24 protein-coding genes are annotated in these 25,730 nt (G+C 31.1%); 17 read left to right on the forward strand and 7 right to left on the reverse strand.

Annotated elements, in window-relative coordinates; translation table 11 throughout:
- The first annotated feature begins 20 nt into the window (after nt 1–20).
- A complete protein-coding gene (locus ACWJJ2_RS03425) occupies nt 21–386 on the forward strand; it encodes a hypothetical protein (protein WP_216302826.1) in 366 nt (121 codons plus the stop codon).
- Between the two features lie 132 nt (nt 387–518).
- On the opposite strand, the gene ACWJJ2_RS03430 is transcribed toward ACWJJ2_RS03425, so the two are convergent.
- The 3 genes from ACWJJ2_RS03430 to ACWJJ2_RS03440 all read right to left on the reverse strand — a co-directional run bounded on the left by ACWJJ2_RS03430 (nt 519) and on the right by ACWJJ2_RS03440 (nt 4,771).
- On the reverse strand, nt 519–1,796 hold the full coding sequence (locus ACWJJ2_RS03430; protein WP_462953822.1) for an aspartate aminotransferase family protein: 1,278 nt from the start codon (nt 1,794–1,796) through the stop codon (nt 519–521).
- Entirely contained in the window at nt 1,789–3,738 is a 1,950-nt protein-coding gene (locus ACWJJ2_RS03435) for a peptidase U32 family protein (RefSeq protein ID WP_216302828.1), read from the reverse strand. Before ACWJJ2_RS03435 ends, ACWJJ2_RS03430 begins: the two co-directional genes overlap by 8 nt.
- A gap of 82 nt (nt 3,739–3,820) precedes the next feature.
- Nucleotides 3,821–4,771: an ABC transporter substrate-binding protein gene (locus ACWJJ2_RS03440; RefSeq protein ID WP_216302829.1), complete on the reverse strand. Its 951-nt coding sequence runs from the start codon at nt 4,769–4,771 to the stop codon at nt 3,821–3,823.
- Nucleotides 4,772–5,191: 420 nt separating this feature from the next.
- On the opposite strand from ACWJJ2_RS03440, the gene ACWJJ2_RS03445 reads away from it, so the two are divergent.
- From ACWJJ2_RS03445 to ACWJJ2_RS03490, 10 genes are all read left to right on the forward strand, one after another.
- Nucleotides 5,192–7,048, forward strand: a complete 1,857-nt coding sequence (locus tag ACWJJ2_RS03445; RefSeq protein WP_216302830.1) for an FAD-dependent oxidoreductase — start codon at nt 5,192–5,194, stop codon at nt 7,046–7,048.
- Between the two features lie 176 nt (nt 7,049–7,224).
- Nucleotides 7,225–8,196, forward strand: coding sequence for a polyprenyl synthetase family protein (locus tag ACWJJ2_RS03450; protein WP_216302831.1), 972 nt, complete (start codon nt 7,225–7,227; stop codon nt 8,194–8,196).
- Nucleotides 8,197–8,220: 24 nt separating this feature from the next.
- Nucleotides 8,221–9,666, forward strand: a complete 1,446-nt coding sequence (locus ACWJJ2_RS03455; protein WP_216302832.1) for a menaquinone biosynthesis decarboxylase — start codon at nt 8,221–8,223, stop codon at nt 9,664–9,666.
- Nucleotides 9,647–10,510, forward strand: coding sequence for a UbiA-like polyprenyltransferase (locus ACWJJ2_RS03460; RefSeq protein WP_220286561.1), 864 nt, complete (start codon nt 9,647–9,649; stop codon nt 10,508–10,510). The genes ACWJJ2_RS03455 and ACWJJ2_RS03460 overlap by 20 nt, the downstream gene beginning before the upstream one ends.
- Nucleotides 10,511–10,522: 12 nt before the next feature.
- Entirely contained in the window at nt 10,523–11,104 is a 582-nt protein-coding gene (locus ACWJJ2_RS03465) for a UbiX family flavin prenyltransferase (RefSeq protein WP_165412783.1), read from the forward strand.
- Nucleotides 11,101–11,847, forward strand: a complete 747-nt coding sequence (locus ACWJJ2_RS03470) for an ATP-binding cassette domain-containing protein (RefSeq protein WP_216302834.1) — start codon at nt 11,101–11,103, stop codon at nt 11,845–11,847. Before ACWJJ2_RS03465 ends, ACWJJ2_RS03470 begins: the two co-directional genes overlap by 4 nt.
- A 2-nt stretch (nt 11,848–11,849) precedes the next feature.
- Nucleotides 11,850–12,593, forward strand: coding sequence for an ABC transporter permease (locus tag ACWJJ2_RS03475; RefSeq protein ID WP_165412785.1), 744 nt, complete (start codon nt 11,850–11,852; stop codon nt 12,591–12,593).
- A 145-nt stretch (nt 12,594–12,738) separates the two neighbouring features.
- Complete coding sequence (locus ACWJJ2_RS03480) at nt 12,739–13,089, forward strand: FMN-binding protein (protein WP_165412786.1); 351 nt, start codon at nt 12,739–12,741, stop codon at nt 13,087–13,089.
- Between the two features lie 20 nt (nt 13,090–13,109).
- Entirely contained in the window at nt 13,110–14,681 is a 1,572-nt protein-coding gene (locus tag ACWJJ2_RS03485; RefSeq protein WP_220320190.1) for an ATP-binding protein, read from the forward strand.
- A 5-nt stretch (nt 14,682–14,686) separates the two neighbouring features.
- On the forward strand, nt 14,687–15,382 hold the full coding sequence (locus ACWJJ2_RS03490) for a response regulator (RefSeq protein ID WP_165412788.1): 696 nt from the start codon (nt 14,687–14,689) through the stop codon (nt 15,380–15,382).
- A 49-nt stretch (nt 15,383–15,431) separates the two neighbouring features.
- Here ACWJJ2_RS03490 and ACWJJ2_RS03495 read toward each other — a convergent pair whose 3' ends face one another.
- Nucleotides 15,432–16,610 (reverse strand): DUF4317 family protein, encoded by a 1,179-nt coding sequence (locus ACWJJ2_RS03495; RefSeq protein ID WP_462953823.1) that lies wholly within the window; start codon nt 16,608–16,610, stop codon nt 15,432–15,434.
- 574 nt (nt 16,611–17,184) lie between these two features.
- The gene (nudC, locus tag ACWJJ2_RS03500; protein WP_165412789.1) at nt 17,185–18,012 is read right to left on the reverse strand and encodes an NAD(+) diphosphatase; all 828 of its coding nucleotides are present in this window, start codon (nt 18,010–18,012) and stop codon (nt 17,185–17,187) included.
- 407 nt (nt 18,013–18,419) lie between these two features.
- Here nudC and deoD point away from each other — a divergent pair, with 407 nt between their 5' ends.
- Nucleotides 18,420–19,133, forward strand: a complete 714-nt coding sequence (gene deoD, locus ACWJJ2_RS03505; RefSeq protein ID WP_165412790.1) for a purine-nucleoside phosphorylase — start codon at nt 18,420–18,422, stop codon at nt 19,131–19,133.
- A 91-nt stretch (nt 19,134–19,224) separates the two neighbouring features.
- On the opposite strand, the gene ACWJJ2_RS03510 is transcribed toward deoD, so the two are convergent.
- Complete coding sequence (locus ACWJJ2_RS03510; protein WP_224578941.1) at nt 19,225–19,392, reverse strand: hypothetical protein; 168 nt, start codon at nt 19,390–19,392, stop codon at nt 19,225–19,227.
- Nucleotides 19,393–19,588: 196 nt separating this feature from the next.
- On the opposite strand from ACWJJ2_RS03510, the gene ACWJJ2_RS03515 reads away from it, so the two are divergent.
- From ACWJJ2_RS03515 to ACWJJ2_RS03535, 5 genes are all read left to right on the forward strand, one after another.
- A complete protein-coding gene (locus ACWJJ2_RS03515) occupies nt 19,589–19,825 on the forward strand; it encodes a TIGR04540 family protein (protein WP_165412791.1) in 237 nt (78 codons plus the stop codon).
- Between the two features lie 338 nt (nt 19,826–20,163).
- Entirely contained in the window at nt 20,164–22,911 is a 2,748-nt protein-coding gene (gene pulA, locus ACWJJ2_RS03520) for a type I pullulanase (RefSeq protein WP_462953824.1), read from the forward strand.
- A 77-nt stretch (nt 22,912–22,988) separates the two neighbouring features.
- On the forward strand, nt 22,989–23,897 hold the full coding sequence (locus ACWJJ2_RS03525; protein WP_462953825.1) for an alpha/beta hydrolase: 909 nt from the start codon (nt 22,989–22,991) through the stop codon (nt 23,895–23,897).
- 14 nt (nt 23,898–23,911) lie between these two features.
- Nucleotides 23,912–24,856, forward strand: a complete 945-nt coding sequence (locus ACWJJ2_RS03530) for a TRM11 family SAM-dependent methyltransferase (RefSeq protein ID WP_462953826.1) — start codon at nt 23,912–23,914, stop codon at nt 24,854–24,856.
- A 116-nt stretch (nt 24,857–24,972) separates the two neighbouring features.
- The gene (locus ACWJJ2_RS03535; RefSeq protein ID WP_165412794.1) at nt 24,973–25,278 is read left to right on the forward strand and encodes a hypothetical protein; all 306 of its coding nucleotides are present in this window, start codon (nt 24,973–24,975) and stop codon (nt 25,276–25,278) included.
- A 74-nt stretch (nt 25,279–25,352) separates the two neighbouring features.
- Here the strand turns inward: ACWJJ2_RS03535 and ACWJJ2_RS03540 are convergent, their stop codons facing one another.
- The gene (locus tag ACWJJ2_RS03540; protein ID WP_165412795.1) at nt 25,353–25,505 is read right to left on the reverse strand and encodes a lmo0937 family membrane protein; all 153 of its coding nucleotides are present in this window, start codon (nt 25,503–25,505) and stop codon (nt 25,353–25,355) included.
- Between the last annotated feature and the right edge of the window lie 225 nt (nt 25,506–25,730).

Here is a 25,730-nt window from a genome sequence, read left to right on the forward strand (position 1 = left end):
TAAAGGAAGGAACGATGATTATGAAAAAATCAGTAGAATACACAGAAGTTGAAAGTCCTAGCATAAGTATTGAAAGAAAAAAACATATGATGGAAAAAATCTATAAAACACTAGAAGATTTGGGGGCTACCAGTAAAGAAAAAGGTAAAACGAGTAAAGAAATAAACAACTCTATTCCTAAGGAGCCTACTATTAAAGATATAGATAGTGTGAAAAAAATCAAGAAAGTGCAATTAAATACACCTTCATTTGTAGGTTCACTTGCAGGACTTATGTCTAAATCTCGAATACTTGGTAAAGTATCAAGCGTAGAGAAAAAGGAAGTTAAATGGTACATACTGGGGACTGCAAAAATGATTAATGATATAGATCCTAGAGATATGTAATATTTATCATTTGCTTTTCAGCAATACAAACACATAACTGCAATAAAAAACTAAGTCTTAAAAGTTAAGACTTAGTTTTTTTATTCGAATATATCATTAATGAACATATTGTATTATATTAGCACGTGGAAACTAACATAATTTACTCAAAGCTAAATTTAATTTATCTATCATAAAATCTACATCATTTTCTGTTATAACAAGAGGTGGCTGGAAAGCTAGCACATTTCTACCTATTCCATTTTTACCTAAAAGAATGCCTTCATCCTTTAATATCTCTAATACAAAGTCAGTTTCTTTAAACGCTGGTTCACCATTTTCTTTTACTAGCTCTACACCTAACATAAGGCCTATACCTCTAACATCATAAATTATTGAGTACTTTTCCTTAAGTTTAAGAAGGCCACTTTTTAAATTTACTCCTAAATTTTCTGCATTTATACATAAGTTATTTTTAGAAATGTAGTCAAGGACAGCTATAGCAGTACTTGCAGCTACTGGATTTCCACCTAAAGTAGATGCAGAAGCTTTGGTAAATGTTGCTGCAATTTTATCATTCGTGCAAAAAGCTGATATCGGCATTCCGTTTCCAAGAGCTTTTGCCACTGTAATTATATCTGGAATTATTTCATAATGTTCTATGGCAAACATCTTACCAGTTCTTGCAAATCCTGTTTGAACTTCATCAATAATTAATAGTATTCCATGTTTTTCAAGTAGAGTTTTTAATTTTTTGAAATACCACTGAGGTGGAGTTATAATGCCTCCATTACCTTGCACGGGCTCTGCAATTAAAGCAGCAATCTTATCTGGTCCTTTAGCCTCAATTAATTTTTCTACAGATTCTAAGGATTCTGTAGCTGCTGCTTCAATGCTTTTCTCTTTAGCATAAGTATTGGGGGCAAAGGTAACACAATCAGAAAGCGTAGGATCTGCTCTCCACATAGGTATTCCTGTAACACTCATAGTTAAATAAGTTCTACCATGTAAGCTATTATTCAATGAAATAAATTCATTTCTGCCTGTGTAAAGTCTAGCAAGTAAAAGAGCACCTTCATTAGCTTCTGAGCCCGTACAGCAGAAGAACGAATGATTAACATCCCCAGGTAATACAGATGAAAGCTTTTCAGCTAGATCAACTATTGGCTGTGTTAAATATATAGTACTTGTATGTTGAAGGGTTTTCATTTGTTCTATTGTTGCATCTAAAATTTCAGGGTTACAATGACCGCAATTAACAACAGAAACTCCTGCAAAAAAATCGAGATATTTTTTACCTTCTGAATCAAATAAATACTGCATTTCTCCACGTGTAATCTGAGGTGGGTTTTTATAAAAATGCTGCGAACAGGGAAAAAGGAATTCTTTTTTCTTTTGAATAATTTTTTCAGGACCTATATAATTACACATTATTATAACCGCCTTCATTATTAAATTGAAATGCTCCAAGGGTAAATCCAGCATCACTAGGACTTAGGGAATGGAATAATTCTTCACATTTGCTTAAGTCATTAATGGCTTCTCTGTAAATACTTAAAACTTTTCGTAGATTATTAGTATCATAATGACAAGCTTCAATTCTAAAATGGTTTACACCAATATCATTTAGTTCTTTTAAAAAGGGAAGATAACAAAGCTCTTTATAAAGCATCATATGATTCCTGCCATAGTTATCTTGATATATTGGGTGTTCATGTTTTTTTTCATCAACTAAAACTAACACCTTGTTATCTACGTGAGAATTATTCTCGCATATCACAGACTCTAAGACTTTGGTATTCTCATATAAATTATGATCCATATACATAACTGTTGGAGAGCCGTGAACTATGATTTCAATAGGAATTGGTGATTTAGCAATGGTCTGTTTAGCGTCTAGCAGTGGGGTCTCTACAGAAAGTGTAGCAACAGATAAACCTTGCTTTTCATAGAAACTAGTCGCATATTGATTATAAATGTTTAAGGAATAATCTCCAATAAGCTCAAGTCCTAAAGATTTGTATTTATGAATAGCTCCTAAATTGGTTACTAATAAGCCATCAAGTCCTAAGTTATTTTTCACAAGTAAATGATTGTATTTTGAAAAATCCTCTTCAAACATCATTTTTGGAAAGCCTAGATATATTTTTGTATTTCCTTTTCCATTTGTTAATTTAAGTATTTCACTCTTGCTAAAAGGAAGGTTTGGCGCAAAAACTTCTCCAGATAAATAAATCGCGTCTACACCGACCTCTATCGCGACTTTAGCTTGTGAATAGGAATTGACTTTTACACTTAGATTAGGTTTCTGTGCTAGAGAAGTTTTTTCATTCAAAAGGGTCTTGATTTGTTCTACCGTTTCTTTACTAATTTCGATTTCTTCTACAGGCTTACTAAAAACTTTACCATGGCTATAAAATTTCCCCGTACCTTCATAGCGTCTATTGATATTTGAGAGCCCTGGGTTTCCAAAGGCACTGCAGGTAGATAAGTCTCTAATGCGGGTTCCATAAATACTTTGGGCATCTTTTTTTCTATCATAGCAAATAGGGTCATCAATATATCTATTTATAGCATCGCTGTAGTAATTAATCATGGTAACTAGATAATCTGCATCTTTCATTCTTCCTTCTATTTTAAAGGAGAGGATACCTGCCTCAATCATTTCAGGTAGATGTTCATACATATACATATCTTTTACAGCCATTGGATATTCTGTAGGATAAGCTAGACCATCTTGTTTCATTGTAAAATTCCAACGGCAGGGCTTCATGCAAAGTCCTCGATTACTACTCTTTCCGAAAAGCATGCCACTATACAAACATTGAGCACCATGGGCAATGCACATATCTCCATGAGCAAAATATTCGAATTCCATATCGGTTTGGTAATGCAAGTTCTTTATGGTTTGTAAATCCATGTCCCTGGACGCAACAATCCTAGTAATTCCACAACCTCGAAGTGCTTTAATAGTCTCTAAGTTGTGAACATTCATCATTACAGATGAATGGATAGTTAGGTTTAAATTTAAACTATTTATTAACTCTAATATGCTAAAATCTTGAATAATTAAAGCATCTGGTCCAGCTTTTTCTAAGAATTTTAGATATTCCACCGCATCTTTTAAATCCTGCTGACTAAAAAGATTGTTTACTGTTACATAAACTTTTTTATTTAAAGAATGAGCAATATTGATTGCTTTTTCTAATTCATCATTTGACAGGTTGTAATCTTTTCGATGCATACGCATATTTAATTTTTTGCCGCCCAAATATACAGCATCAGCACCGCTGTGAATAACCTTTTCAAAAATTTCGAAAGTTCCTGCAGGAGCTAATAATTCTATTTCATTGTTGTTAAAAAATCTACTCATATTAAAGCACCTTCCTTTACTAGTGATGTAGCCTCTTTCTACACTAAGTGAAAAAGAGGTTATATATTATTACAGTGGTATATTATTTAATAAATGAACTATTTGATAAGTCTTGTAATTTGTAATTATTAGTAGTTAGTTTTTTTGCTTTAAGCCAAGTCATAACTTCCTGTAACTCTTTTTCTGGTGGCATAGAAGCCTTTGAATAATTCGGAATAGTTAGTGTGCTTTTTATTGTATCAGGGAAGCCAGCTTCTTTAATTACAAAATCAATATAGCTTTCAGGTTTTTCTTTATTCAAGTATTCAACAGCTTTATTATAAGCTCTATAAAATGATTTTATCTCTTCAGATTTTGAGGATACTGCATCTTTTGTGAATAACATTACACCAGGGTTTATACCTAGTTTATCAGAACTACTCAAAATCTTGCCACCTGCAGAAATCGCAGTACTTGCAAGAGGTTCTGGTAATGTAGCCATATCTAATTTACCATTAGTTAGCATCTCAAGGCGAGTAGGTATTTTTGGTATTGCAACTTTTTTTTGTGAGTTAACATCTATGTTTGAACTTTCTATAATTCTATCTGTTAAGTATTCAATAATAGTATTTTTAGAAATCCCTATGGATTTTCCATCAGCTTGTTCAATTTTAGAAATATTAGAATTCTTTCCAGAGATCAATTTAAAGCTACCTTCTGTCTTTGATGTGATTTTAACATCAAAGTTATTGTCGTTAAAAAATACTACCGAAAGCATATCAGATATTGCTCCATGAATTTTCCCGGTTTGAAGAGCTGTATCCCTATCCGATGCACTTTTAAAATGCTCTAGTTTTACCTGGAAACCTTCTTGCTTAAAATATCCATTGTGCTCTGCTATAATAAGTGGAAGGGAATCTAAATCAGGCATAACACCAATAGTTAGAGTCTTTAGGGATTGTGAACTTGTATCTTTTTTTTGATTGTTAGAACAACCAATGATGCTTATACTCATTATTAATACTAACATAAGTGTTAAAAAATTTTTTTTCATAAAGTGCCTCCAATAATATAATTTTAGAAAGTTTAAAAAAAGTGAAGTATGGATAAAATAATATAAAGCGCTGTAATGAAATGTAAATAACGCAGTTATCATAACACTTATTTAAACTAGTGTAAACAGCTATAGACCCAGCTCGTGGAACATATACATGAACTAAATTAACAAAATACATTATTAATGAACAAATCGCTTTCTTATTTGCTTAGCTAAAATTATTATGATAAAATTTTAACTAAGGAAGTTCAAAATAAATAAAGACTTGGTGATAGTGTTAATAACATATTTAATTTTTTATAAAGTAATATATTTTAATCTAATGTATTAATAATTCTATGGTTTGATATTTATAAACTATGATTTTTATAAAAACAGTCCTATAAAATAATAATTTTAAACAGAAGGGGATATAGTATGAGTGAAAAGAAAAGAATAGCTATACTTGGAGGCGGATATGGCGGAATATTAACCGCGAAGAAACTAGCTAAAAAGTTTAAAAAAGATGAGAATGTTGAAATTACTCTTATAGATCAAAATCCATACCATACATTACTTACTGAACTTCATGAAGTGGCAGCTGGAAGGGTAACGGAAGAATCAATCAGAATTGATCTGAAAAAAATATTTGCAAAAAGAAAAGTAGAGGTTGTACTTGACGAAATTACAGATTTAGATTTTAAAAATAATGTGTTAAAATCTAAAAATAATAACTATAATTACGATTATCTAGTTATTGGTGCTGGCTCCAAGCCAACTTACTTTGGCATAAACGGCGCGCAGGAATACTGCCACAAATTATGGTCATACGAAGATGCTGTAAATTTAAAAGAGCATATCCTTCAAATGTTCAGAAAAGCTGTGAAAGAACCAAACAAAGCAGAAAGACAAAAACTGCTAACGTTTATTGTTGTTGGCGGTGGGTTCACAGGTGTTGAAATGATGGGTGAATTAGGGGAGTGGAAAGAAAGATTATGTAAGGAATTTTACATAGGAGAAGAAGAGGTAACGTTATATTTAGTAGATGACTTGCCTAAAATATTACCTACTTTTCCGGATAAGTTAATTGCAAAAGCTAAGAAAAGACTTAACAAATTAGGAGTTAAAGTACTAACTAATGCCGGTGTTACGGAAGTTACAAAAGATTGTGCTACAATAAGAAATAATGGTACCATTAATACCTACACGGTAATTTGGACAGCTGGTGTTGAAGGTTCAGATATTGTCGGTAAAATGGATATAGCGCAAAAGGGTAGAAAAAGAATAGTAACTGACGACAAGTTACAATCTTTAGATTATAAAAATGTTTATATTGTTGGTGATAATATCTTCTTTATTCCTGAAGGTGAGGAAAGACCTGTTCCTCAGATGGTTGAAAATGCAGAAGCATCTGCTGAATTAATTGCACATAATGTTTATAGTGATATATTAGGCTTAGAAAAAAAATCTTATAAACCTACATTCCATGGTGCAATGGTATGCATAGGTGGTAAATATGGATTAGCAAGCATTGGATCCGGCAAAAAATTCTATAGTTTATCTGGGTTCTTCGCATTATTTGTTAAACACTTTATAAATATTGTGTACTTTATCCAGGTTGCTGGGTTTAACAAATGCTTTTCATATTTATTGCATGAATTTTTCCATGTTAAAGATAATAGAAGCCTTGTAGGTGGACATTTTTCAAAGTCATCTCCAAATTTTTGGCTAGTAGTACTAAGAATATTCGTTGGTTACAAGTGGTTATCAGAAGGGCTTGCAAAATTACCTAAAATAATAGCCGATCCTTCAAAAATATTCTTAATACCTGCTCCAGTAGTTGATGGAGCAACTGCAGCAACGGCTGCGGCAGAAGGAGCAAAGACTGCAGTAGAAGCGGCAACGACTGCAGTGGCATCCTTGCCAGTGCCAGGTTTTATAGGGAAAATGGTTAAATTGTCTATGGATACTTTCTTTTATACAGGGGACGGTGGATTTACGACTTTAGCTTCAGTTTTCCAAACAGGTATGGTAATTGCAGAAATATGCGTAGGATTATTATTGATAGTTGGATTATTTACAGCATTAGCTTCGCTTATGTCAATTGCTATGGGTATAATGATTTGGACTTCAGGAATGGCTCCTACTGAGATGTTATGGTACTTAAGTGCAGGAATCGCGCTTATAGGTGGATCTGGAAGTACTTTCGGGTTAGATTACTATGTATTACCAGTACTTAAAAAATATTGGAAGCGTATAGGATTTGTTAAAAAATCTTATTTATACGTTGATTAACAATTATACATTTAAACAACAGTTATATAATTAAAAATTGAATTTTATAAATCAAATGTCCTTTTAAAAATAATTAAAAGGACATTTGATTTTGTAGTGGAATAATTATAATAAGAAATTAATAGTTATAAAATGAAAAAAAGATTTTAAAATAATAATTGGACATAGGTGATAAAATGAGTAAGTTTTGGGGTGATTACCCTGATATTGCAGAGGAATTGAAAAGCATTCAGAAAATAATTAAGAACAATGTAAAATCTAGTGAGAAAAAGTTTGATGAAGCTATTTCTCCATTAGTTGACGCAGGAGGCAAGATGTTAAGGCCTGCCTTTCTGTTATTAGCAGCAAAATTCGGGGAGTATAACTGTGATAAAATGTATAATTTAGCGGCTGCCATTGAAATGATGCATATGGCAACATTAGTTCATGACGATATTGTAGATGAATCAAAACTGAGGCGCGGCACAGAAACCATACAACATAAATACAGTAAAGAATATGCAGTGTATATAGGTGATTTTTTATTTTGTCAATGTTTTATAATGCTATCTGGATTTGATTATTCTACGGAAAACTTAAGAGATATTTCAAAGGCTATATCTAAAATATGTATAGGGGAAATAAGACAATACAATATAAGATACGCAAGAAACACAAGCCTTAAAAAATATATAAAGATTATATCTGGAAAAACAGCAGCTTTATTTGCTATCAGCTTTTACACTGGTGCAAAGGAATCTAACTGTAGTGAGAAAACTTCAAAATTACTCGGAAGAGTTGGTTACTATATTGGAATGGCTTTCCAAATTATAGATGATTCGCTGGATTACAGTGGAGATGCTAATAAACTAGGGAAAAATCCTCAAAGTGATTTAATAAAAGGGTATTATACACTACCCCTAATATATGCTATGGTAGGGGACAAAGAAAATAGGATCGCTACTATTTTAGATAACTCTTCATTAAGTGATGAAGATGTACGCGAAATAACTATATTAGTTAATAAATACAAAGGAATAGATAAAGCTCAAAACTTAGCGAATAAATATACTAAAAAAGCTTTTGATTATATAGAAAAATTACCTGATTGTGAAAGTAAAGAAATAATTAAAGATATCACACAAAAATTATTAACTCGGAATTCTTAATGAATTCTAGAAAGGAGTCATTTTATGGCTTATAAAGATTTACAGGATTTTATAAATTATTTGAAAGAAAAAAAACTTTTAGATGAAATTGAAATAGAAGTAGATAGTGATCTTGAAATTACGGAGATAGCTGATAGGGTTTCAAAAAAAAATGGTAATGCATTGCTTTTTAAGAATGTGAAAAATTCTGACTACCCAGTATTAATTAATTCTTTAGGAAGCTACGAAAGAATTAACTATGGACTAGAAGTGGAAGATCTTGATGAAATTGCGGAGACTATAATGGATTTTATGGACGTTACTAATTACATAACGTTAATGAATAAGGTAAAATCTATTCCAAAACTTGCTAGGCTTGCAAGGGTATTTCCTAAAAAAGTCAAAAATGCACCTTGTCAAGAGATAATAGAGGAAGCGGATTTAAGTACACTTCCAATATTAAAGTGCTGGCCAAAAGATGGAGGACGATACATAACACTGCCACTCGTAATAACAAAGGATCCAGAGACTAACCAGCAGAACGTTGGAATGTATAGGCTTCAAGTATATGATAAAAATACCACTGGTATGCATTGGCATCTACATAAAGACGGCAAAGAGATATATGAAAAATATAGGAAGATTGGAATGAAAATGCCTGTATCTGTAGCCATAGGCTGTGACCCGGCAACTATATATGCAGCAACTGCACCACTTCCAAAAATGATAGATGAAATGATTTTTGCAGGATTTCTTAGAAAATCACCTTTAGAAATTGTTAAATGTATCACCAATGACATTTATGTACCTGCTAATGCTGAATTTGTACTAGAAGGATATGTAGACTTAGATGAAAAAAGACTAGAAGGCCCCTTCGGTGACCATACAGGATATTATTCTCTTGAAGATATGTATCCCGTGTTTCATATTGAAAAGATTACAAGAAAAAAGAATCCAGTATATGTTACAACCGTTGTAGGTAAGCCTCCTATGGAAGATTGTTACCTAGGAAAAGCTACAGAACGGATTTTTTTACCCCTAATAAAGGTTCAATGCCCAGAAATAATAGACATGAATTTCCCTTTAGAAGGAGTATTTCATAATTGTGTAATTGTTTCTATTAAAAAAGCCTATCCAAAGCATGCTCATAAAGTTATGAATGCGCTATGGGGTCTTGGACAAATGATGTATACAAAAATGATTATAGTTGTAGATGAAAATATAGATCCACATGATATTTCAACCGTTGCATGGAAAGTATTTAACAATATTGACCCTAAGAGGGATCTAGTAATTTCAGATGGACCTTTAGATGCACTAGACCATGCATCAAATACTCCTCATTATGGATCTAGAATAGGTATAGATGCTACAAAAAAATGGCCCACAGAAGGACATTTAAGACCTTGGCCAGATGATATAGAAATGTCGGATGAAATTAAGGAAATGGTAGATAAGAGGTGGAAGGAATATGGTATTAAAGAAACTTAAAAAATATGGAGAGTTAGTTATGTTTTCGCATACATTATTTTCACTTCCTTTCGCTTTAATAGCAATGATTTGGGCAGCAGATGGGTTACCTTCAGGTCCTACAATATTTTGGATATTAATTGCTTTGATTGGAGCTCGCAATGGAGCTAATGCTCTCAATAGAATTGTAGATAAAGATATTGATAAAAAGAATCCTAGAACGGCAAGTAGACATTTGCCAAAAGGAATAGTAAAGGATTATGAAGTCTGGGGAATCATAATACTGTGTTTTTCAATCTTTATTTTAGCAGCCTATGAATTAAATGATTTATGTTTTCTATTATCACCAGTGGCGCTTTTTCTTTTTATAATTTATTCCTATACTAAAAGATTTACATGGATATGCCATATTATTCTAGGTATTACTTGTGGAGGAGCTCCTGTGGGAGCATGGCTTGCAGTAACAGGAAAATTTGCGCTCACACCAATTATTTTAGGTGCTGTAGTTACTCTATGGGTAGCAGGGTTTGATATAATTTATGCAACTCAAGATATTGACTTTGATAGAAAGGCAGGTTTATTTTCTATACCTGCTAAATTTGGCCTAAAGGGGGCTTTATACATATCCACCTTGTTTCACTTTATTATGATTTTACTTTTATTTAGCTTATATTTTATAATGCATACAGGTCTTATATATTTATTTGGTATTTTTATAAGTGCTATTTTATTAGCATTAGAACATTATATTGTATCGCCAACAAACGAAAAGAAGATGAAAATTGCTTCTTATCACATAAACCAAGTTGTAAGTGTTTTGATATTTGTTTTTACTGTATTAGATATGTTTATATATTATAATTAAGAGGTGATTTATTTGGGAAGATATATAGTAGGGATTACTGGAGCTAGTGGTAGCATTTACGGTGTACGACTTATAGAAGAACTAATAGAAAAAGATAATGAAGTTTATTTGGTTATTACAGATAATGGTAGAAAGGTTTTAGAATATGAGGTTGAAATTAATTTTGAGGAATGGCTCCAAAATATGAATAAAACCAAAGGAACGCTTAAACTATGTGAAATAGACGATATGTTTTCCTCTATAGCAAGCGGTTCCTTTAAGACTGATGGAATGGTAATTGTGCCATGCTCAATGGGAACCCTTTCAAAAATACGAAGTGGTACTTCCGATAATTTACTAATAAGAGCTGCGGATGTAATTATTAAAGAAAAAAGAAAGTTGATTTTGATTCCAAGAGAAACTCCTCTAAGTTCTATTCACCTTCAGAACATGCTTTTTTTAAGTGATTTAAATGTTAGAATTATACCGCCTATGCCAGCTTTTTATCAAAAGCCTAAAACCATTGACGATATTATAAATATCACTGTGGGGAGGATTCTTGAAAACTTAGATATAGATAGTGATTTATGTCATGAGTGGAGTGGAAATAAATGATAAAAATAAATAATTTAAATGTTTGTTATAAAAATGTAGACAAAAATGTAAAGGCGATAGAAAATGCAAATTTAACAGTGAAAAAGGGGGAAATATGTGCTGTAATTGGCCCCTCAGGGGGAGGCAAATCAACCTTATTAAAAGTTTTAGCAGGAATTATTGTAGACTATGAAGGTGAAGTTTTAATAGATGGAAAAACAGTAGATCCTAAAAATCATAGAATTGGGTTAATACCTCAGAATTACGGACTAGTTAAATGGAAAAACGTAGAAGAAAACATATTTCTTTCAACTAAAATTAAAGATGGCAAGGTGAATATAGATATAGAATTTTATAAAAAAATTCTAAAAGAGTTAAAGCTTGAAGACTTTGTTAAAAGGTACCCCAGTCAGCTAAGTGGGGGACAAATGCAGAGAGTTTCCCTGGCTAGAGCTCTATTATTAAAACCAGATTTACTTTTAATGGATGAATCTTTTTCTGCATTAGATGCTATGACTAGGGAGGATGTTCAAAAATTGTTTTTAGAAGTATGGGAAGAACATAAGGTTACCACCATCCTTGTAACCCATGATATTAAGGAAGCAATATATTTAGCAAAGGACATAGCTGTAATCTCATCGTCTCCAGGAAAAATAGTTGAAGTTATAAGCAATCCATTGTTTGGACGTGTAACTACGGAGGTAGATTTAGAATATATCCATGTAAATAGTAAACTTAGAAAAATTCTTAAAGGGGACGCATAGTAATGAGACTTAAAGAATATAAAATAATTAATTTTGTTATTGCTTTTATCATTATTTTTAGTTTATGGCAAATAATAGCAATGATTATTAGTAAGCCTTTATTTCCACCACCATATGCAATAGTTATAAATATATTTAGAACTTTTCATAAGGATATTTCAATCCATGTTATTTACAGTTTTAATAGAATTATGGTAGGTATATTATTTACATTGGCAATAGGTGTGCCAGTGGGTATTTTAATGGGATACTTTAAAAAAATTGATTTAATATTTTCACCAATTATATATTTTAATTATCCAATACCCAAGATTGCATTACTTCCTATAGTAATGCTTATTTTTGGGTTAGGAGATTTGACAAAAATAGTTATGATATTTTTAATTACCTTTTTTCCCGTAGTAGTTAATATACGAGATGAAGTGAAAAATATTCCTGAAGATGTTTTTTATCCTATGTATTCATTGGGAGCAACAAATTTTCAAATAATAAAAGAAATTGTTTTTCCAGGGATTCTTAAAGCTATATTAACATCTCTTAGGATAGGCATAGGCACAGCAATATCGGTTTTGTTTTTTACTGAAAATTTCGGAACTGAATACGGCATGGGATATTTTATTATGGATTCATGGATGAGAATTAACTATATACAAATGTACTCAGGAATTTTAATTCTAAGTATAATTGGCTTATTTTTCTTTATTATAATCGACATTTTAGAGGGGATATTTTGTCCTTGGATATAAAAATATTAAAAAAATTCTCAAGAGTTTTATAATGGACTAGTAAATGGTATACTTGAAATGAGAAGAAGCTCAAAATCGATTTTATTATAATAACCGATATTTACTCCAGAGAAGGTCAAGGGTAATAACAAGAGGGGAGACTTATTTGAAAAAATTATTAGGACTAACTTTAATAATAGTTTTAGCAACTAGCCTAGTATCTTGTGGTTCTAAAAATATAATTTATAAAGAAGGAATCTATGAGGGAAATGCAGAAGGACATATTGGGCCTATAAAAGTACAAATAGCAACTGACAAATATGAAATAAAAGAAATTAAGATATTGGAGCAACAAGAAATACCAATAATAGCTAATATAGTTTATGAAAAGATCCCAGTGAGAGTCATTAAAGCCAATAGTTCAGAGGTTGAGGTTGTGGCAGGAGCTACATATACGAGTGATGGGCTCATAAAAGCAATTAAGGATGGGTTAAATAAAGCAAAAGTTAAAAAATGACAATATGAGGTGGAGTGTTATTGAAATTACAGTATAGATTAACAATATTTATGAGCATTATAATATTTATCGTGATCGGTAGTATAGGAGTTGTTACTTATTACCAAGCACGAAATTCTGTGGAAACTCAAATGGGAAATAATGCTATGGATTTAGCTGTAACTATTGCTTCTATTGATATAATTGAAGAAACTTTAGCAACCTCAAATGATTATGGAACTGTTCAAAAGACTATAGAAAGTTTCAGAGATAAAACTAGATTTAAATATATTATTGTTATGGATATGAAGGGAATAAAATATTCTTATCCCTTTGGAAATTCGCTAGGCAAAAAATATGCTGATGGTGGAGAAGAACGGGTAATTGCAAAGGGTGAGGCTTATGTATCTAAGGACAGGAATGTGCTGATTTCTGCAATAAGAGCCTTCGTACCCATATATTATAAAGGAGAACAAGTAGGAGCAGTTTTAGTGGGTCTATTAACCGATACCGTGTATGCTGAACTTAGCTTTCATTTATTTTGTTTAAAGATAGCTTTAGTAGGTGGACTTTTAATGGGTATAATTGCCGCAGCCATTTTATCAAATAGAATAAAAAAGAGCATATTTGGTCTAGAGCCAAAGGAAATTGCACTTCTATTAGGTCAGAGAGACTTAATTTTGCAGAATCTTAAAAATGGAATTCTAGCTATTGATAAAGATGGTAAAGTAATACTCTTTAATAAAATAGCTAAGGAAATATTACAACTAGAAGATGAGGATATAGGTAAAAAGATTGTTAATTTTAACTTTAATTATACAGATGAAATGATGGAAGTATTGAGGACTCATGAAGGGGTATATAATCAAGAAATTAAAATACGCCAGAATAGAACCCTTATGTGCAGTCATACCTTATTAAAAAATCATAGAGAAGAGATTATAGGTGTTGTATCCAGTTTTCAGGACTTAACAGAAGTTAAGAATATGGCAGAAGAATTAACGGGAATTAAAAAAATGACCTGTGCCTTAAGAGCACAAAATCACGAGTTTATGAACAAACTTCACACTATTTCAGGACTTATACAATTAGAAGAATATGATGAGGTAATTGAATATATTTGTCATATATCTAAGCTACGAGGCGAAGTTTCTGATATTCTCAATAAAAAAATTAAGAATGCGCACATAGCAGGGATCTTACTTGCTAAATATAGCAAGGCAACAGAAGCAAAGATTTCTTTAGAAATTGATTCAAATTCTTATATAGATAAAATTCCTGAAAACATAACAGTAGATGAAATTTGCTCTGTTATTGGAAACTTAATAGAAAATTCTATTGAAGAATTAGTGAAATTTGAAAATGGTAGGATATTTATAAGATTAAATTCTACTAATGAAGCACTTAGAATAAGGATTCAGGATAATGGGCCTGGAATTAGTGAAAATATAATGGATAGTGTTTTTGTTCGCGGATTTACAACTAAAGTTGGAAATAGAGGATTTGGGCTTAGTATTGTAAAGCAAATAATAGATTATGCTGGTGGAGATATAAATATTCTGCAAGAAAATGGAACTATATGGGATGTTTTTATACCGATGAAAAGGGGGTAGATGATATGATTAAGGTTCTTATTGTTGAAGATGACCCAATGGTGGCAAAAATCAACGAAAAATTTTTAAAAAAGATAGAGGGATTTACACTATATGATAGCGTTAACTCGATTGAAAAAGCAAAAGAAGTTGTATTAAGAGGGAAACCTGAATTAATATTATTAGATGTTTTTTTTCCTCAAGGGAAGGGTATAGATTTATTAAAGTGGATACGACTCCAAAATTTTAAATGTGATGTTATATTAATCACAGCAGATAGGAACACAGAAACGGTTGAAGAAGCCTTTCGATATGGTGCAGTAGATTATTTAGTTAAACCCTTTATATTCAATAGATTTAAAGAAGCACTTCTTCAATTTAAAAGTAGAAAGAATAGTTTTAAAAACTTTGATAGTATGGAGCAAGGAGCTATTGATAAATATACCATAAAAGAGAATAGACATGTGATAGAATATGATGGGAATATTGGTGACATTAAGGGATTTAATCAATACACCTACGAAAAAGTTTTAGTGGGTATATCTAACATGAAAGATAATTCTTTTACATCAGAACAGATGGCAAAAAATATCGGAGTTTCTAGAATAACTGCTAGAAGATACTTAGATTATTTAGAGAAAGAACAAAAACTTGTAGTTGAAATGGAATACGGTAAAGTTGGTAGGCCTAAGAACAAATATAGAATAAAAGGAGAATATTAGTGTCATCTAAGATGCACTAATATTCTCCTTTTATTATGAGGGTTAGAATTTAAAACTCTTCAGTTTCTAATTTAAAGCCTTCTATAACAATATCCTCATCAATTTCAATAAGTAGACATCTTCTACCGTCCTTATTTTTTACTTGTTTAATTGAATTTAGTTCCTTAGGTGTTAAAGTAATATTTGCAATTTCACTAGTAATTTTAATGGATTTTGCATTAAATTCAGGTACAATATTGTTTATCTTAAAATCATATTCGCTACCACAAGTTTCCTCAAAAGCAGTTTCTATATCGCATATAATCTCTGCACCAGAATTATTAAGGATATTTTTAATATCTTTAGCGCAAAGAGTAGGAGTTTCACCTTCGTCAGCTTGCTCCGCAAATTCGTGGATGTTCGCATAAATATCTTGCATAAGTTCAGGTTTTATTTTATCTCCAATTATAGATTTTAATATATCACTAAAGCAATTTTTTTCATCTTCAGCAGTAAATTTAAAAGCACAGTTAAGAACATTTTCAATAAAGTCTGTGTTTAATTCCTTAGGTTTTGAGGCGTAATATAAAATTTTATTAATATCTGAATACCCATTAGTTAGGCTAGGAAACATAAAGCCTTCCAAGGGGGCATTAAGATTAATAACCGAATCTAGGGCTGAATTTGCTTTAAATTCCTTATCAGTGTAGTCGAATTTTAGGGTTCTCTTTGGAATATCTATTTTGTTTACACTTGCTAGGATAAAGTTAAAGGCTTGGACAGCATCATCGATACTTTCATTTGCATCCATATTTTTGTGGCTAGAGCCTAGCCAGTATTCAGCTTTAATGAAAGTAACCACCACATCAGTTTCATATTTATAGTTAGCCGCAATCTTTTCAATAAGCTTATTAATGTAGCTTTGAATTTCATTTTTATCACTTGATTTTAAAGCACCACCTAAAATTTCTTGAGTATTATTTTCTTCTTCTATATTTTGAACATTCAACTCGAAAATTTTAGTATCAATAGCACCGGTAAGAACTTTCTTAAAATTACCTAAGAACAACTCTTTTTTATCCATATCCATTCTATCAAAGTAATCAAATTCTGAATGAATAACTGGCTCATAATCAATTCGTACATTATCTTTTTTTAGATAAACACTATAAATCTCCTGGATTTTCATCATGCCACTATCTAATTTAAACCCTTTTCTTATGTTTGCCAACTCTTTTTTATTCATCATTAAACCTCTTTTCATTGTTATTTTATAAGCAATTCAAGAAAATATTCTCGAAATCAGTGACTTGTTATTTTCTTTCATATACATAAAATTATACCACAAAATTATGGATTGGAATTATAAAATTTCCTTTGTTGATTAATAATAACTATTGACAAATTATAATTATCATGTTATATTATAAATATAAGAAGCGCAACTTATCATATATTTAGTAAAATCTTTAAACAAACTTGATACCCCCAATAAAATATAATAGAGTGGGGAGAGGTCATAAAAAATATATAGAAACTATACGTAAACTAAGAATTCAAAGATGATTGCCATTGCAATCGGCTAGGAAGCCATTTTATAAATTACTTAGGAATACAAAAGTTAAGTTTAACCGTAATAAATTAAGTATTAAAATTGTAACACTATACTGATTTATTGATTAAAATTTAAAAAGAAAATATAGTTTAAGGAGAAAAAATATTGTTAAATATATTAAGAACAAATAGAAGTTAGAATCTAATTCGTTGTGAATTAAGGATTCTAACTTCTATTTGTTTGTGTATTAGTATATATATTCTCTGATTTAATTGTTTTCAGTAAACCAGTCAATCAATTTTTTAGCTATGCTTATACTATCAGGTGTTAAAGGTAGTTCAGTAGAACTATACCATTTAGCATGCCCAATTTCTTTTCCGTCTACTTGTATTTCTCCGCTTTCGTATTCGCAAGTAAATCCTATCATTAGAGAATTAGGAAAAGGCCAAGGTTGATTTCCAAAATATTTTATATTTTTTACAGTAATGCCTGTTTCTTCACAAACTTCGCGAACAACACACTCCTCAAAAGTCTCTCCAACCTCTACAAAACCAGAAACTACACTATATAAATCTTTCGGAAATTGATTATTATGAGCAAGAAGTAATTTCCCATCCTTTACAACAGCTACAATTATAGCTGGACAAATCCTAGGGTAATTTACAAGTCCACACTTGGAACATTTTTTAGATCTTTCTCCACCAACGCTCTGAGTTAATGTGCCACATCTGCCACAATATTTATGATCATTATTAAAGCTTACTATTTGTTTAGCTCTCCCAGCTATCCAAAACATTTCGTTAGGTAACTGGTGAGTTAAAGATTTAAGGTCGAGCAAACACATACTGTTTGGGATAATAGCATCTTTATTCATTTCTCCACAAAAGCAATTTTCACCATTTATGGAGCCAAGATATTGAATATTATTTAATTTTAAATCTACTAGATCTCTAATTGTAGGTATTGTTGTTTTATTAGCGTCAGATTTAACTAATAACTCATCCTTGTAAAATAAAAAATAAATATCATTATTTGTTTCAGGTAAAATTGAAGCTACTGAGGGTATAAAAGTTGATATAATTTTATCGTTATGCATTAGTATCATATCTCCAATCTATAATTTTAAATTGTCTAAACAATTAGAATTCATTTTAATTATCATACAATTATATCATACACGAATAATTATTAATATTATAAAAATTAATAAATAAAAAGAATTTGAGATATAACGAAAATAGGTTTACATAATTGTAATTATGTAAACCTACAAAAATGTAAACCTACATTAATAATTAATATTGTAAAAAAGCCGAAATAACAATCTATATATTAGATATGCTTGAGTTTGTAAATTAAATCAAAAATATTGTCAAATAAATAGCATATAGCATTTTTTTATACTTTTAATTTGGTATAATATGAATGTACCTTAATTGTTATTAGTAGGAATACAGTTCACTATATTTCAAAAAATAAATATAAGTATAAGGAGGTTTCAATATGATACCAACAGCGCATATTGAAGTAAAAGAAGAAGGAATTATTGCAAAAACAGTCTTAATGCCGGGGGATCCATTACGGGCACAATTTATTGCAGAAACATTTTTACAAAATGTTTCCAAATTTAATAACGTACGAAATATATTTGGATACACGGGTACATATAAAGGACGTAAAATTTCTGTAATGGCTAGTGGCATGGGTATGCCTAGTATTGGTATCTACTCATATGAATTATTTAATTTTTATGGTGTAGAAAATATTATACGAATTGGTTCATGTGGTGCTTACACTGCTGATTTAAACTTATATGATGTAGTACTTTGCACTGAGGCTTGGAGTGAATCCACTTATGCAAAAACTCAAAGTGGATATGAATCCGATACAATTGCTGCATCATCTGTTTTAAATAGTAAGTTAGAGAAAACGGCAGAGGATTTAGGCATAAAAATTCATAAAAATAGAGTTCACTCATCGGATGTATTTTATCGTGAAAATTTTGATGAGTATAAGGATATTTATGAAAAGTACGGTTGTACTTGCGTAGAAATGGAATCATTTGCTCTATTCCATAATGCAAATATATTGGGGAAGAAAGCATCTTGTTTATTAACAGTCTCTGATAATTTAGTAACTCATGAGGTGACTACGTCTCAAGAAAGACAAGAAGCCTTTACTAATATGATGAAAATAGCTTTAGAGATGGCTGAATAATAGTCAAGTAGTAAATCTAGTTCCATTCATGCTTAACTCTAAAAAACCCTCAATATAAAATTATTGAGGGTTTTTTAGAGTTAATTTATTATCATATCATTAACTCTAATTTTAGGATGCTATCTTTTAATGTGTATTCATAGGATTCGTTATCTTTCTTCATAGTAGCTGCTATGGAAATTAGATTTTCGTTATTTTGCATTGCTATGCTTTTAGCAATATAAAGTGAATTACCAGTTCCTGAAAAATAAAATATCATAAAATACCTCCAATTAGCAATTACATCATACTTGCCTAATATTAGTAAAATTTCTTTGGTTAAAATTGTTAACAATACATTTCCCAAGGTAATTATATAGAAAGTAGCTACAATTCCTTCAACATATCTTTAAATTTTAAAGATATTAGGCTATAATAAGAAGATACACATTAAAATGAATAATAAGGAGTACAGTATGAGAAAAGTTTATAAGGACCCAAAAGCATTAGCATCATGTTTGAAGGATTTAGTGGATTTTTATTTGGATGATGTTATATCATATGAAAAGTTAAAAGAAAAAATAATGGTATTAGTTAATGCAAATGAGGATAGAATTTATAAGGATGGTAATATATCTTTAAAAATATCTAATATAATAGGTAGTTCCAGAGTAGATATTATTAACAAGGTATTCTCAGAAAGCCAAGATTAATTATGCAGCTATAAGAAATGAAAATAGGTAGCTCCGCAGGAGATGATTTAAGTAAGAGTCTTTTTATTTAGATGATGTTACAAATAAAACTAATGAAAACCGTACACGGGAGATAAAGTGTACGGTTTTTCACTTGTGGAATAGGATACATTCCCTTCCGCAGTCGTAAACCATCTCCTGCGGAGCTATTGTAGCTTCGCAGAAGATGATTTAAGAGATTAATAAATTACTTGTATATATCTTTCTAAAATTATATAATGGATTAAGGTTAAAAATGTTTATATAGTAAGTGATAGTACATAGATTAGATGACCATAATTTTTTTAGAGGAGAAATTTATGAACTTTGATATTCAGAGTAACAAGAGTAAGGCATTTAGCATTTTTCTTGCAGCTATTTTAGTTATAACAGAATTGTTTTTTCTGTTCCCAAGCATGGATACTTTTGCTAAAAGCGGTAATATGAAGATAATTGTTCATTATGCTAAAAATCCAAGCAGTGATTTAAAATGGAACATGTGGTTGTTGACTGATGATGAAGAGGGAAGTAAGTTCGATGTCGCTGGCAAGGATGCATTTGGTGAGATATGTGAAGTTAAATTCGATGATAAATTCGATGATAAAGTGGGGTTTATAGTACGCACAGACAAAGGGGAAAAGGACACTGATGAGAATAGATTTATTGAGAAATTCAATGATGGTGCTAGAGAAGTTTGGATTAATGGAGGCGACTCTAAAGTATACTATTCAGTAGCTGAAGCTAAAGTAGGTGCTCCAAAGGTGGTCGTACCTGCTGGAAATAATTTAGATAAGTCAGGTAAATTTATAGCTGCAAAATTAGATGACTTGAATAGCATAAGCATAGAAACAAGCTTAGCATTTAAATTTATCGCACAAAGTACTGAAGGCATTATAGTTAAGGCCGATGGTAAGTCTGTAAAAATAAAAGAAGTAACAAGTAATGAAGTAAAAGATGGTACTACAACAGTTGCGAAGATAGAGCTTAGTGAAAATGTTAAACTAAGTCAAAAACTTACGGTTTCTAAGGAAGGTTTTCCGGAAAAGGACGTAGTGATTGGGGATGTAATGGGAAGTGCTGGTTTTGAAAAAATGTTTTATTATGAAGGAAATGATTTAGGTAATACTTATTCTACCAATAAAACAAGCTTTAGAGTATGGGCACCAACTGCAACCGAGGTAAAGATTGTAACTTATAAAAAATGGGATGATAAAATTGGTAATGAATCTAGCATGAAAAAAAGCGTCAAAGGCACTTGGACCTTTGACTTAAATGGAGATCAAAAGGATATATTTTATACTTATAAGGTCAATATTGCAGGGGTTTGGAACGAGGCTGTAGATCCTTATGCTCGTTCTGTGTCTGTAAATGGAGATAAGGGCGCTGTAATTGACTTAAAGGAAACAACTCCTGAAAAATGGAAGCCAAGTGAAAAACCTAATTTCACAAATCTAAATGATGCAATTATATACGAACTACATGTTAGAGACTTTTCTATAGACCAAAATAGTGGTGTGGAAAACAAAGGTAAATTTTTAGCGTTTACTGAAACAGGGACAAAGGGAACAGATGGTACCAAGACGGGTGTTGATTATATAAAAGACCTAGGGGTAACGCATGTGGAGTTTATGCCAATGTTTGATTATGCTAGTGTGGATGAGACTTCAAAAAAGCCACAATTTAACTGGGGTTACAATCCTAAAAATTATAATGCACCTGAAGGAAGTTATTCAACAGATCCATACAATCCTATCACTAGAGTTAAAGAATTGAAACAAGCAGTACAATCTCTTCATGATAACGGATTAAGGGTAACCATGGATGTAGTTTATAATCACATGTACAATAGCTATGATTCTAATTTCAATAAATTAGTACCAGGATATTATTATAGATACGATAAAGATGGTAGCAACACAGATGAAAGTGGGTATGGGAATACCCTTGCTTCAGAAAATGCAATGACAAGAAAGTTTATTGTAGATTCCGTAATGTATTGGGCAAAAGAATATAATATAGATGGATTTAAATTCGATAATATGGGGCTCATTGATATAAATACAATGAATGAAGTTAGAAAAAAATTAAATAATATAGATCCTTCCATTCTCATTATCGGAGAGAGCTCTAATATTGGGACTACTCTTTCAGAAGATAAAGCAGCAATACAGAAAAATGCGAGTAAAATGCCTGGAATATCACATTTCAATGATAAAATGAAAGATGGAATAAAAGGTAGCGTACTTGAATCAAAATCAAAGGGCTTTATTAACGGTAAAACTAATGCGGAGACAGACATTAAAAAAGGAATAGTCGGAGGTATAGATTACTCAAGTGGTATAAAAACTTGGGAAAAAGTTGACCCTGTACAATCTATTACTTATGCTGAATGTCATAATAATAATACATTATGGGATAAACTTATTTTAACAAACCCAAAAGATAATGATGAAGCAAGATTAAAAATGCACAAAATGGCAGAGGCTATAATTCTTACTTCCCAAGGTATTCCATTCTTTCAATCAGGACAGGAATTTTTGAGAACTAAAGGTGGCGATAACAACTCCTATAAGTCTCCTGATAGTGTAAATAAACTTGATTGGACTCGAAAATCAGAAAACATCAACACTGTTAATTATTTCAAAGGTTTAATAGAGTTAAGAAAAGCACATCCGGCCTTCAGAATGTCTTCAGCGGATATGATTAAGAAAAACTTGAATTTTTTAACAGTCCCTGAAAATGTGGTAGCATACGAAATGAACTACAGTGCAAATATGGATACTTGGGCGAATATTGTAGTAGCTTTTAATGCAAATAGAGAAGACACAACCATTAAATTATCTAAGATAGGCACGTGGAATATTGTAGTAGATGGAGAACAAGCAGGTGTTAAAACTATAAAGCAATTTAAAGGTGATTCATTAGTAGTCCCTGCTCTAAGCTCTACTGTAATTTATTTCGAATCAGAATATATTTTTATGACATTAACCTTTTGGATTTATGCTGTATTAATCTTAGCTGGGATTGCTTGCATGATATATGTTTTAAAGGTTAGAAAGAAATCTTAGTATTATAACTTATTGTGTATTTTGAAGGGCCCTTATTATAAAATACAAGGGTCTTTTTTTTAGAGGGGGGTATTGTCATGATAAATATAACATTTTTTATGTTAATTTTAATTATTATTACTATTTTTATTATAGGGTGGCATTTTTCTAGTATAATTATATATCCTAGGGTTGCAAAATATAATTATACATACGATTATGAAGTAGAACAAGGTAAAATAGATATAGAAAAATTTAATAATTTGGAAAAACAAGAAGTATACCTAGATTCCCAATATGGTTATAAAATTCATGGTTTCTTCTTTCCAAATAACAATTCAAAAAAAGCTATAATATTGTGTCATGGAATAACTTCGAGTTTGTATGGCTCTGTTAAATATATGGATATGTTTTTAAAAAGAGGTTTTGCTATCTTTATTTATGATCATAGAAATCACGGTCTAAGTGGTGGGAAAAATACTTCTTTTGGTTATTATGAAAAGTTTGATTTAAAAAAATGCACCGATTGGCTGTTTAATAAATTAGGAAATGATATCATCGTCGGATTACATGGCGAGTCCATGGGTGCCGGCATAGTTCTTCAAAATATTGCAATAGATGATAGAATTAAGTTTTGTATAGATGACTGTGGATATTCTGATGCAGAAGATTTATTTAAACACAGATTAGAAAAAGATTACGGTATAAAGAGATTTCCACTCATAAAATTATCAAGTAAAATCAGCAAAATTCGAGTTGGATGGGACTTCAAAGATGTATCACCTATAACTACTTTACCTAATGTGAAAACTCCGATATTGTTTATTCATGGTGAAGAAGATGACTATGTACCTACTTTTATGTGTAACCAAATGTACTCAGTAAAGAAGGGCTACAAAGATATATATATTGCACCGAGTGCAGGCCATGCCGAGGCGTATTGGAAGAACAAAGATGATTACGAAAAAAAAGTTGATGGATTTTTAAAAGCTATCAATATAATTTAAAAGGATGTGCTTTAATGTTTCAGCTACCACAAAATGAAAAGAAGTATTTATACACAACTAATTATTCGAGTGATGAAGAAAGCCTATGCAAAATGGAAATAAAGTGCCTCTTTAATAAACACCTTGATGAAAAGCACTTGTTTTCTGATATTTATGTGGATCCATCTAGAAGTCCTTTTATAAAAAAATGCATTTCTATAATGTATACCGGAGAAACAATGAAACAGATTATCGATCAAATTGTTATGGATAAACTTACCGGAATAAATTATAAAGTTGCTTATATCAATGCTACTGATGAAAATATTGGTTTTCATGAGAGGCGTAGGATTGAGTTCGAAATAGGCTTTAATATACTAGGAGAAGCTGAAATGAAAAATCCCGGAATTATCTTTGGCATAACAAAAATAGCTAACAAATGGATATTTGGTGAATGTGAGAGCAATGCTTCTGAATGGCTATTGCACAATAAAAAACCTTTTTCTTATTCAAATGCACTAAAGGTGAATGTATGTCGGGCCCTTGTTAATATAGCTGTAGCTAATAATCTAAATTGCAGCGTTGTAGATCCATGTTGTGGCATTGGGACGGTACTAATTGAAGCTATTTCAATGGATATTAATATTAAAGGTTATGAGATAAATCCATACATTGGTGAAAATGCAAAGGCAAACCTCCGGTATTTTGGATATGATGATGTAATAACTATTTGTGATATGAATGATATTGCGAATAAATTTAATGTGGCCATAGTTGATCTTCCTTATGGTATATTTACTCAAATTACGACCGAGGAACAGCTAGCTATTATAAGTAGTACTCGTAGAATAGCGGATAGAATGGTAATAATTACTTTTGATGATATGGAAGAGGGAATTACTTCCGTTGGTTTTCACATAGATGATCGGTGTACGGTGTCTAAAGGGACCTTTAAAAGGCATATATTCATATGTAGTTAATATGGTGAATCATCTCCTGCGGAGCTCTGCAATATAGAACTGGGAGACTTTCCTTCTGAAATGTCTTTAAAAGTAATGTTAAATATAAAACTTCAAAAAATAAAGAGGTGTTAGATATGACAAAAAAAAGCAGTAAAAATAATGATCTTTTATATAATTATAAGGGAACGGCTTCTCCCCAAATATATTCTATATTAATTAATTTGATAAATGAGGATAAGGAAGACTTAGCAAAAGTAGTTATAAAAATTGATTATTTACTAGAATATGCAAGTTCTTGCATAAAGCAACTGGACTTTGATGAAGCAAAGGAAGTTCTAGATAAGGCTAAAAGTAGAATAGATATATTAAAAATGGGAGACGTTAATACGAATCACCTAGAATATTTATATGCTGGAATAGCAAAAAAGGCGAAAAAATAATGTTACACAGGATATTTAACAATAGATATCCTGTGTAGCATTATTTTTTCTCATGAATCCAATAGGATATGTCCCTAGGTTCTTCTTTTTCCTGAAAGCATATCCACGATGAATACAATTGCAGCTATTAGAAGTAATATATGGATCATACTGCCACCAACTCTAAATATAAGCCCTAATGCCCAAAAGAATACTACTATTCCGCCTATCCAACGTAAAACTCCCATATAAAACACCACCTTTCACATTTATATTTATTTTTTAAATTTATTTTAATATTATAATTACCTAAATTCAGATGAAATATGCGAAGTGATTTTAACGACATTTCAAAAAGATAGTCTCCCACTTCTACAATAGGGAGTTATATGCCCTAACAAATAGAAAACTTCAGTGAGAGTATAAATCTCCTTCTGAAGTCGTCAATGCATCTTCTGCGAAGATGTTGCAGC

The organism is Clostridium sp. CM039 (genome assembly GCF_055081075.1).